Below are 9,952 nucleotides of genomic sequence, written 5' to 3'. Positions count from 1 at the left end.
TCTCTTTTGGCCATAGTTGATTCTCCTCCGACTTTTGTTGAATCAAGTTTATATGACCTTAACAAATCTGTCCAACTAAGTGTAACCTATTCAGATTATGCATAATCAACACGCGTGATATTAGAGGTTTGTTATATGAGGATACAATTGATGCAGGGACAGTTTTTACTGACGAAGATGAATATTTTTCTGATTATCCTGAATTAGTAGAGAAATATGTTGAGTTGAGAGTTGACAGAATCAGTATAGAATTCTTAAAGACATCTACTAATAATAATTAAAAATAGGGAATGTACAAAAGAAATAAATGAATTTTATAATCTATTTGGTATTGGTGTGTTATTAAAAATAAAAATCATAGTAGTTTACTACTATGATTTTACTAGCGAAACTAAGCTATAAGATTAAGGGTGATAACAATGAGAAATGACATTTTAAACTTTTGAAGTGCTATTACCGGTAACAAGACAAAAACAAAGAATTTAAATAGGCTTGTTGGTTTAAAAATAGAATTAGTAAATTGCTTTATCTAGCTATCTTATAAAGCACTTGATTGTCTTTTAGGCAACAAATATTTTTTTGAAATTTAAACTTTGGGAGATATTGGAAAATATTTATGAAAATTCATAACTCATGATGATTGTACCGTCATGGTATTATGTTTCAATACTTGGAAAGCATGAAAAGTACGATAAACCGGGCGAGATGACATTTTACATGACAAGGATACTTATGACAGGGCATTGGCAACAAACAAATGAGATCGTACAAGCTCGTGGCGATAAACAATGTATAAATAAAAAGGCTGTGTTTAATTTGTAAGTTAAATAAGTAAGACTTTGATGTAATTTCCCCAATCCTTAATGGGCATTAAACTCTTACTGAATGAAGTTTCACTTTATCAAAAGAGGGAATAGTCTCATCGTTTTTTAATTGGATTATAAAAAGGTATAATTTGGAATAAAATAGTGGAATGCAAGAATTGAGCCCTCTGATTCTTCATTTCCAGAAAATAATTTAGCTTCTAATTATTCAGAATATACTTGATTTTGTAGTATATTTAGCGCATAATTTTAGTACATAAAAGCGTTTAAGTATTTTGGCGTAAAAGGGGGAAATTGTATGAAAGGGAAGTTGAAGTGGTTAGTATCGTTGGGGTTAGTAAGTTCGCTCTTTCTTGCTGGATGTAATGGGGGGGAGGACTCTGGAGATTCAAAAGAGGGCAATAATGACAAAGGAAAGACATATAAAATTGGAGTTTCACAATTTGTCGAGCATCCTTCATTAGATAATGCTTATAAAGGATTTAAAAAAGCTTTAGAAGATGAAGGTCTAAATGTTGATTATGATGTTCAAATCGCACAGAATGATCAAAATAATAATCAAACCATTGCCAATAATTTTGTAGGGGATCAAGTTGATTTAATATTTGCCAACTCAACTCCAAGCGCGACTAGTGCTTTAAATGCTACAAAAGATATTCCGATTGTCTTTACTTCGGTGACAGACCCAGTTTCTGCGGGGTTAGTGAAATCAATGGATAAACCAGGCGGGAATATTACAGGAACAACGGATTTGCATCCTGACTCAATTTCCAATACGATCCAATTTATGGCCGAAAATTTTGACGGTAAACGTGTTGGGGTTATATATAACGCAGGAGAGCAAAATTCAGTCGCTCAAGTAAATGAATTAAAGAAAATAATGGATAAGAATAAATTAAAATTAGTACCAGTGACCGTCTCTACTTCGGCTGAGGTAAAACAATCAGCTGAATCTCTAATTGGAAAAGTCGATTTAATTTATATCTTTACAGATAATACGGTTGTTTCTGCTCTTGAATCTGTTATCCAAGTAGCTAATAAAGAAGATATTCCATTATTTGTAGGGGAACTAGATTCGGTTCGACGTGGAGGCTTTGCGGCTTACGGCTTTGAATACTATGATATTGGATATGAAGCTGGGCAAATGGCTGCTAAAATTTTGAAGGACGGGAAGAAACCAAGCGAACTTCCTGTACAACCTCCTCAAAAATTAAAATTATTAATTAATAAGAAAGCAGCTGGAAAAATGAAGATTGAAATCAAAGACGAATGGAAAAAAACAGCTGAATTCGTAGAATAAATAGGGTAGGAGCTGACGTAAAATGCCAGCTCCTTTCCATTCGCTGTTACTTCTAAGGAGGAAAGATCATGTTTACAGCTATGTTTGGATCTGTAGAGGTGGGAATTATTTATGCCATTATGGCATTAGGTGTATACATCTCATTTCGAATATTAGATTTCCCTGATTTAACAGTAGACGGAAGTTTCGTAACAGGGGCAGCGGTTGCAGCGATGATGATTACAACAGGATATGATCCATTTCTAGCAACGGTTATTGCCTTGTTTGCCGGATTTTTAGCTGGATGTTTAACGGGGATTTTGCATACGAAAGGGAAAATCAATCCATTATTATCAGGAATATTAATGATGATCGCTCTTTATTCCATTAATTTACGAATTATGGGGAAGCCCACTGTTCCATTACTAGCAGAAGAAACCGTGATAACGAAACTACGAACATGGTGGGATTCAACTGGAATTGATCAATGGATGAATAATATTTTAGAGAATATAGGGTTAGGGGCTTTTATCCCTGCAACTTGGGGCATTTTACTTCTTATGATTGTATTAACGGGATTCATCAAAATCATTTTGGATCAATTTTTAAAAACAGAAATTGGATTGAGTTTACGAGCTGTAGGAGACAATGATGGAATGATTCGAAGCTTTTCTGCTAATACAGATTGGCTGAAGGTTCTTGGATTAGGATTATCCAATGCGCTTGTTGCTTTTTCAGGTGCGTTAGTTGCGCAACATGGTGGCTTTAGTGATGTTGGGATGGGAATTGGAATGATTATTATCGGTCTTGCTTCTGTCATCATCGGTGAAGCTGTCATCGGCAATAAAACCATTCGAAGTGCTACATTTGCTGTGATTATAGGAGCAATTCTATATAGGATTATCGTTACGTTAGCATTAAGGGTGGAATTCTTAGAAACAGGGGATATGAAACTTATAACTGCTGTCATCGTAGTCTTTGCTCTAGTCGTACCAAAAATGATTGGACAGCAAAGAGCGAGAAAAAGAAAGAAAATAAGAATGTTAAATGAAGGAAAAAATATTCGGCAGAGTGGTGATCAAGTTGCTTCAATTAAATCAGATTTATAAAGTATTCTACGAAGGGACCCCAGATGAAAAGGTCGCAATCAACTATGTGAATTTACATTTAAAGAAAGGTGATTTTGTCACAGTCATTGGGAGCAATGGAGCAGGAAAATCAACCTTAATGAACATCATTTCGGGAAAGTTATTTCCTGACCTTGGGGATGTTCAGATAAATGGTGTAACGATGACCAATAAATCTGAACATAAACGCGCAAGAAAAATTGGTCGTGTGTTTCAAGACCCGATGGCAGGTACGGCCCCAACAATGACGATTGAAGAAAACTTAGCACTGGCCTATAATCGTACGAAAAGACGGACATTACAGTATGGCGTCACCAAAAAAAGACGTGATTTTTTTCGCGAAAAATTAAAAATGTTACATTTAGGGTTAGAAAACCGATTGCAGGCGAAAGTCGGATTGCTATCTGGAGGGGAGAGGCAGGCACTATCTTTACTGATGGCAACATTTACAGAACCAGATATTCTTTTATTAGATGAACACACGGCGGCATTAGACCCCGCTAGAGCAGAGCTTATTACAAGTTTAACTAAATCTATCGTTCGACAGTTTCAGTTAACGACCCTAATGGTCACTCATAATATGCAACAAGCACTAGATTTGGGAAATCGTTTGATCATGATGGATAAAGGGCAAATTATTTTTGAAGCTAATGAAAGTGAAAAAAAGATGCTTACTGTTGAAAAATTATTGACTGAATTTCAAAGAATCCGTGGGGAATCCCTCTCTAGTGATAAAACTATATTAGTCTAATAAGGTAGTACTGGGTTTTTACTTAGCTTAAGAAAAATTTGAATTCAACAGAAATAGACAGACTTTGCAGATGAAAATAAGGTATACTATTGATAAACGGATATAAAAAGAGGATTGATATTTTGATACTCAAAACGATTGAGTTTCACACTGCAAAAGGTCAAAGGGTAAAAATTACAGATATTCCAGTATTGGAGGAGGATAACCCGTTTCATTTTTCTGTTCAAATCCGTTTGCAAATACTAGTGAATAAGGTTTACAACCAAGGAAATGGAAAAGAAACGCATTCCTTTCGAAATTATTTGAAGAAAGTGTTAAAATGGCCTGATTATGAAAAGCTCTTCAAAATCAATGAGTTAAAAAATAATGCCTAAAGTTACATTCGGGTGAAGCAAAGTCGTAAATGAAGGAGCGACTATTTTGTTTCACCTTTGTTTTTTTTTTTTTTTTTAATTAAAAGGAAAAATAGGAAGAATTGCATAAATGTTATTTGCACCAGCGACTTTTAACGATATAATGTCAAGAGACCCGAGTAGTATAGTTAGGAAGTGAAGTTGTGAAATCAGTGAAAATAGTAACGGATTCAACTGTGGATCTACAGCAAGAGGAGCTGCAACGTTTCAATATAACGGTTGTTCCATTAACGATTTATATAGATGAAGAATCCTATTTAGATGGTGTGGAAATATCTCCGTCCACTTTCATTGAAAAAATGAAACAATCGAAAGAATTACCGAAAAGCTCTCAACCTTCCATCGGTCGGTTTGTTGAAGTTTATAATGAACTTGGAAAAGACGGGAGTGATATTCTATCGATTCATATGACGGGTGGAATGAGCGGAACAGTCCAAGCAGCAGAAGCAGCCTCCAAAATCTGTGATGCCAATGTAACGGTCGTGGATTCCCGATATATTTCAAAAGCTCTAGCTTTCCAAGTGGTGGAGGCAGCCAACATGGCAGCGGAAGGAAAACAAATAAATGAAATCATTGCAAAGCTAGAAGAAATTCGGAAACAAACAAAACTTTATGTGGTTGTTGACACTTTAGAGAATTTGGTGAAAGGTGGCCGGATTGGAAAAGGGAAGGCTTTTATCGGGTCTTTATTGAATATTAAGCCCATTGCGAATTTAGATAATGGGGAGTACAATCCTGTAACGAAAGCGCGCAGCCATTCACAAGTTGTGAAGTTTCTTTCCAAAAAATTTGTTGAAGATATAAAAAATAAAAAAATTATGTCCGTTGGTTTAGTGCATGCGGAAGGGTTAGAATTAGCACGAAAATTAAAAGAGAAAATTATTGAATTAACTGGTTTCGATAAAATTGAAATTGAAGAAACAACACCGATTATTTCCACACATACAGGAATTGGAGCGATAGGGTTTATGTATTGGTTGGAGTAATGAGGTTTGTTTGTGTAAAAATAAAAAAACAGGAGACATTCTCCTGTTTTTTTACTAGCTTGGCATCGGAGTTGGCGTCGGCTTCGCATAGCCTTCTTTATATTGTTGATCGATTTGTTGACGAATGTCTTTTAATGATTTTCCATCATTATACATTAATACAGATTGGGCAGCAATTTCCAGACAAACTCCACATCTTGTACCATGATCATCCCATACAACTTTGTCCTGATCGATCTCATGCACGAAGCAATTCAGATTACTTTTATGTCCAACAGAATCACCGCACCCACAATAGCAAGGCATATATTTTAGCACTTCCGGATGCTTAGCTGCGGCTATGTAGATGGCCTTCATATTCTCATCCTTATCCTTTAAAAAAGATGGGATTTCATCAACTGAATTCGTTGTTTCCTGAATATCTCCACTTGCCATATCTTCATGAGAGCCGTGAGATTCATGTGAACTTGCCTCTTCATTTTCCGTATGATGCTCATCGCTTTTGGATTCATTAGATGTATTGCACCCTGCAAGGAGCCCCATTAATGAAAATAAAATGGCAAAATATAAAACGCTCCACTTTTTCATATAGACACCTACTTTTGTTTTTTTCATCATACCATGTTTTGAAAGTAAATGCTTTATTTACGTCGATTAAAAACTTGGAAAGTGAATTTGACAGCTGTTAAATCCGTTTTATTTCAAGGAGTGGAGAGTCGCTAAAAATAAAGATTAAAGATGGAGAAATAAATATTTCTTGTGTGTTTTTTCATAAACTTTCATAAAATAGAAGGAAAGGAGTTTACATCAATAGATAGGAACAGTTTTCTATTTCGTATTGTTCATGTCGTGCTATAATGATAATACTTTAAAAAAGCGGGGTGAACGTCTTGAGAAAAACCATCATTTTTCTCTTCGCTTTTGTAATGGCTCTGTCGGGGTGCTCATTGTCCTTTAATGAGGATGTAACAAAGCAACCAGATGAACCAAAAAATCAAACAGCATCTAGAAATATGATTCCGAAGAATTTGCATATTGTCTCTATCGGGGATTCGCTCACTCGGGGAATTGGAGATAGTACGAATCAGGGTGGATATATTCCTTATTTGCAGAAAGATTTAGAAAATTTAAACGAAGTCAATCGTGTACAAATTGAAAACTTTGGTGTACGCGGGAATCGGACAGACCAATTATTAGATCGGTTAGAAAAGAAAGAAGTACGAAATGCGCTAAAGAAATCCGATTTTGTTGTCATTACAATTGGTGGAAATGATGTGATGAAAGTATTTCGAGAAAATATCGCAAAGCTTGAGGTGGAAGTATTTGAGAAGGAACGTACTGCTTATGAAGAACGATTAAATAAGATCTTATCAACCGTGAGAAAAATTAATTCGGAAGCTGGAATCATTTTGATTGGTCTTTATAATCCCTTCGAAAAATGGTTCTCGAACATAGAAGAAGTAGATGATATTATTGCGGACTGGAACCAAGCAAGTAGAAATATCCTGAATCAATATGAAAGATCTCAATTTGTCATGATAGCTGATATTTTTCAAGATCAAGAAGAAAATTTACTTTATAAAGATCATTTTCATCCGAATGATGAAGGATATAAACTGATTGCAGACCGGGTTTTTCATAGTATTAAAGGTAAGAAACTCGTTGATTTAGTAACGAAAAATTAGGTGTGAGGATGAATAATAAGGATGAAAACGAAATGGAAGCGAAGTTTTTTCTTATTGCTAGGGATGAACCTCTTTATTTTGGCCATGATCATTATTTTGATATTTTTACCAACGAAAAATGATCCATTACCCGTCGATGTGGCGAATCAGGGTGACGACCCCGTGCAATTCCATGTGAATACGAATAGGGAAGATTTAAATAAAATTATTAACGCTTACATTAAAAAGGAAAATCAAAAAAGCCCGATTGATTATCAAGTCATCTTAAAAGATAATGTAGAACTTCACGGGGATGTAAAAGTGTTTTCTGAAGATGTTGATTTCAAATTAACGTTCGAACCCAAAGCGTTAAATAACGGCGATTTGGTGCTAAAACAGAAGGGGATTTCATTAGGTCAATTAAAATTACCTGTTTCTTATATTCTGAAATTTGCACGGGATTCCTATAATCCACCCGACTGGATTCGAATTATGCCAAATGATAAAATGATTTATGTTTCATTGAAAAAAATGGAGTTGAAAAGCGATATGAAAATTCGCGCTGATCATTTTAATTTAAAAGAGGATGATATCCGTTTTACTTTGTTAATTCCAACTGAAAAATAATAGAGGTTTTCTGAAAAGTCCTGGCCCCTTTTTCAACCGATATTCCCATTGTCTTGTGAGATAACCGAGTTCATCGGATGAAGGGTACCAGGTTTTTTTGTATTTAAGTAATTAAAATCGAAATATCTCCTTCAGTCATCATTTTTCTAGAATGACTATTTTAAACGATGGAAGCTCATGATGTTGAATACAGCCAATGAGGATAATGGTATAACTTTTTTGTGGATTCGTTTTGAATTTTGGAAGAGAAAAAATGTGGTTTTTACTACCCGCGACTTTCAAAATAAAATTCAATGTCATGGGAGTAATGGCTAAAGGTTCTGATAATTCTTTATAAGAAAGGTCTGGGAATACAATGTCTCCGTGTGGGACGGTTACATCTATGGCTGGTGCATCAGGAGATAAATGTAGAAAACGGACACTAGCTTCGTTTTTGGCTGTTTTCACTTGTAAATCATAAGGTAATAACTGAAGTTTTTTATTCATTCCGGTTGCGCCAATTAAGTAGTTCCCGCTTTTTATGGTGATTTTTTTACTAAATATGGATGTCGTGGAATCACCAGACGGGTAAATATCAATATAATAGTTGCCGTAAGGAACAGCCAACGTTTTACTTAATTTACCGAATGCGAGTCTTTGAACGACTGGGCGATTATTCACATAAATATCGATCAGCTCCGTCTCTGGTGCCGCATTTAGAAATTGAAGTTGGCTGTTCTCTCTCCACTGTAATCTAGATGGGCTTTGAATTGCACGATTTAAATAATAAAAATGTTTTATATAATAATCTAAATGCTTTTGTGGATTTGCATATTTGTAATAATCGGCCATGACATGATATTGATAAGCCTTCTGAATATATTGCTGTTGTTTCACCTCAAATCCTCCTTCTCTATAGGTTCCTGCCTATATTGTATGCGTTTTTCAAAAGTTGGTGTCTTTTTTATTTTTTGAATGGTGGGAGTCGATTCAAAAAGGAAGTTCGCCTGTTTTCAAAAATTCTTTCTATGTTATTTTTGGTAAAATTCCACTCTTTTCCCTTTACGAAATTTGATGAATGCTTTATATTGAAAAAAACTTTTTTGAAAGTAATGAAGGGGGATTTAAGTTGCGAAAGTCATTTTATCAATATTTAATGAAGTATCGCGAAACACCTGCGAAAGACGATCTGTCCCATTTCGCCAATGAAGTATTTAATGATCACGGTTTTCCTAAATTATCGGAGGAATATGATGAGCTAAGTACGTATTTGGAAATGAATGGTCATTATCTTAAAAGCATGTCTACTTTCGATGAAAGTTGGGAGCTGTATAAACAGGATGAAAGTGATTAAACCTTATACTTCTTGTGGCCTAAGGTTTAATCAGCTTGTTTTTCCCTTCTACTCTTAGATTGTGACAGACAGTGCGGCTTTTGCATATTGCCTGTTCTGATTTAGACAAAATTCTAATATTTTCTTGTTATACATTACCAGGATTGATTAATTTTTGTATTCCTTCTCCAGCTAGCTTTCCCTTATTTCCCAATTTTTATGGATAGAAAAGAAAAATGTGAGCAGCCATGCTGTCGTCGCATATATTAATAAAAAGGACAACGAGGAGATGGGAGGCTATGGGGGAGAAGGATAATCCAAAATTTAACATCGGCGATTCAGTTGTCATTATTATTTACGGAACGGTTGGTGTCGTCACCAATATCATGAAAGTTGAAGGTGAAATTGTGTATGAAATTAATCACTGCGAAGGTCTTTTTAAAGAACATATTTTACAATTTGTTTCTGAATATCAAGGGCGCATTTTAGAAAAGGAACAAATCGATATTGAGTATAGCTTTTTTTTCGGGGATTTAGTGAAGGTGAAAGGATATGAAAAAGATCTGTTTCAAGTCGTTGGTTTAAGAACAGAAGTTTGGAGATACAAGGAAGATTCATGGGAAGATGTCATTTATGAGTTAACAAGAATTCCTGATGGTGAGTGGCTTGAGGCACATGAAGATGAATTATACTTAATTGCTGATAGTGAACATGCGAATCGTTTTCTAAAAAAATTCGAAATGTTTTTGTCATCTAGGAGTAAACTTAAGACTTTACCAGCGCCAAAATCCCCAGAGAAAATTATTGATACGTTGCTGGATGCGTTAAATGATTATCAATTACTATATCAAACCTTTCAGGACAACTATTATCATGAGCGGATCGAGGAAATTAAATTTAGATTAAGAGAAATCTTATTAAAATGGGAAAAACAAAAATTGAAAAGAAAAAAAGAATGAAAACAGTAGT

Annotated in this window: 12 protein-coding genes; 10 read left to right on the top strand and 2 right to left on the bottom strand. The window is 34.9% G+C overall.

Features of this window, described 5'->3' with window-relative positions; translation table 11 throughout:
* The first annotated feature begins 128 nt into the window (after nucleotides 1-128).
* The 6 genes from J2S13_RS17020 to J2S13_RS04030 all read left to right on the top strand — a co-directional run bounded on the left by J2S13_RS17020 (nucleotide 129) and on the right by J2S13_RS04030 (nucleotide 5,380).
* Complete coding sequence (locus J2S13_RS17020; RefSeq protein WP_503128652.1) at nucleotides 129-281, top strand: UCP019853 family protein; 153 nt, start codon at nucleotides 129-131, stop codon at nucleotides 279-281.
* Nucleotides 282-1,122: 841 nt separating this feature from the next.
* Nucleotides 1,123-2,124 (top strand): ABC transporter substrate-binding protein, encoded by a 1,002-nt coding sequence (locus J2S13_RS04050; RefSeq protein ID WP_307256424.1) that lies wholly within the window; start codon nucleotides 1,123-1,125, stop codon nucleotides 2,122-2,124.
* Between the two features lie 68 nt (nucleotides 2,125-2,192).
* Nucleotides 2,193-3,212 (top strand): ABC transporter permease, encoded by a 1,020-nt coding sequence (locus J2S13_RS04045; protein WP_307256423.1) that lies wholly within the window; start codon nucleotides 2,193-2,195, stop codon nucleotides 3,210-3,212.
* A complete protein-coding gene (locus J2S13_RS04040) occupies nucleotides 3,187-3,981 on the top strand; it encodes an ABC transporter ATP-binding protein (RefSeq protein WP_307256422.1) in 795 nt (264 codons plus the stop codon). Before J2S13_RS04045 ends, J2S13_RS04040 begins: the two co-directional genes overlap by 26 nt.
* Before the next feature lie 122 nt (nucleotides 3,982-4,103).
* Complete coding sequence (locus J2S13_RS04035; RefSeq protein WP_307256421.1) at nucleotides 4,104-4,355, top strand: DUF2535 family protein; 252 nt, start codon at nucleotides 4,104-4,106, stop codon at nucleotides 4,353-4,355.
* Between the two features lie 182 nt (nucleotides 4,356-4,537).
* Nucleotides 4,538-5,380 (top strand): DegV family protein, encoded by an 843-nt coding sequence (locus J2S13_RS04030; protein ID WP_307256420.1) that lies wholly within the window; start codon nucleotides 4,538-4,540, stop codon nucleotides 5,378-5,380.
* A 54-nt stretch (nucleotides 5,381-5,434) separates the two neighbouring features.
* Here the strand turns inward: J2S13_RS04030 and J2S13_RS04025 are convergent, their stop codons facing one another.
* Nucleotides 5,435-5,968: a PCYCGC motif-containing (lipo)protein gene (locus J2S13_RS04025; protein WP_307256418.1), complete on the bottom strand. Its 534-nt coding sequence runs from the start codon at nucleotides 5,966-5,968 to the stop codon at nucleotides 5,435-5,437.
* Nucleotides 5,969-6,270: 302 nt separating this feature from the next.
* Between J2S13_RS04025 and J2S13_RS04020 the strand changes: the two genes are divergently transcribed.
* Together J2S13_RS04020 and J2S13_RS04015 are read left to right on the top strand one after the other, a co-directional pair.
* Complete coding sequence (locus J2S13_RS04020) at nucleotides 6,271-7,065, top strand: SGNH/GDSL hydrolase family protein (RefSeq protein WP_307256417.1); 795 nt, start codon at nucleotides 6,271-6,273, stop codon at nucleotides 7,063-7,065.
* Between the two features lie 21 nt (nucleotides 7,066-7,086).
* Nucleotides 7,087-7,671 carry a YpmS family protein gene (locus tag J2S13_RS04015; protein ID WP_307256416.1) on the top strand — a complete coding sequence of 195 codons (585 nt, stop codon included), beginning with the start codon at nucleotides 7,087-7,089 and terminating at the stop codon, nucleotides 7,669-7,671.
* A 138-nt stretch (nucleotides 7,672-7,809) separates the two neighbouring features.
* On the opposite strand, the gene J2S13_RS04010 is transcribed toward J2S13_RS04015, so the two are convergent.
* The gene (locus tag J2S13_RS04010; RefSeq protein WP_307256415.1) at nucleotides 7,810-8,547 is read right to left on the bottom strand and encodes a DUF4397 domain-containing protein; all 738 of its coding nucleotides are present in this window, start codon (nucleotides 8,545-8,547) and stop codon (nucleotides 7,810-7,812) included.
* Between the two features lie 232 nt (nucleotides 8,548-8,779).
* Here J2S13_RS04010 and J2S13_RS04005 point away from each other — a divergent pair, with 232 nt between their 5' ends.
* Both J2S13_RS04005 and yodN read left to right on the top strand, forming a co-directional pair.
* Nucleotides 8,780-9,004, top strand: a complete 225-nt coding sequence (locus J2S13_RS04005) for a YozE family protein (protein ID WP_307256414.1) — start codon at nucleotides 8,780-8,782, stop codon at nucleotides 9,002-9,004.
* A 278-nt stretch (nucleotides 9,005-9,282) separates the two neighbouring features.
* A complete protein-coding gene (gene yodN / locus J2S13_RS04000) occupies nucleotides 9,283-9,942 on the top strand; it encodes a germination protein YodN (RefSeq protein WP_307256413.1) in 660 nt (219 codons plus the stop codon).
* Nucleotides 9,943-9,952: the final 10 nt, after the last annotated feature.

It is taken from the genome of Oikeobacillus pervagus, from assembly GCF_030813365.1.
Classification (GTDB): domain Bacteria; phylum Bacillota; class Bacilli; order Bacillales; family DSM-23947; genus Oikeobacillus; species Oikeobacillus pervagus.
This window is presented reverse-complemented; position numbering and strand designations above follow the sequence as displayed.

What these genes read in the sequence shown, in the direction of transcription:
- J2S13_RS04050 (WP_307256424.1), top strand. Translation starts at nt 1,123, where the DNA reads ATGAAAGGGAAGTTGAAGTGGTTAGTATCGTTGGGGTTAGTAAGTTCG.
- J2S13_RS04045 (WP_307256423.1), top strand. Translation starts at nt 2,193, where the DNA reads ATGTTTACAGCTATGTTTGGATCTGTAGAGGTGGGAATTATTTATGCC.
- J2S13_RS04025 (WP_307256418.1), bottom strand. Translation starts at nt 5,968, where the DNA reads ATGAAAAAGTGGAGCGTTTTATATTTTGCCATTTTATTTTCATTAATG.
- J2S13_RS04015 (WP_307256416.1), top strand. Translation starts at nt 7,087, where the DNA reads ATGAAAACGAAATGGAAGCGAAGTTTTTTCTTATTGCTAGGGATGAAC.
- yodN (WP_307256413.1), top strand. Translation starts at nt 9,283, where the DNA reads ATGGGGGAGAAGGATAATCCAAAATTTAACATCGGCGATTCAGTTGTC.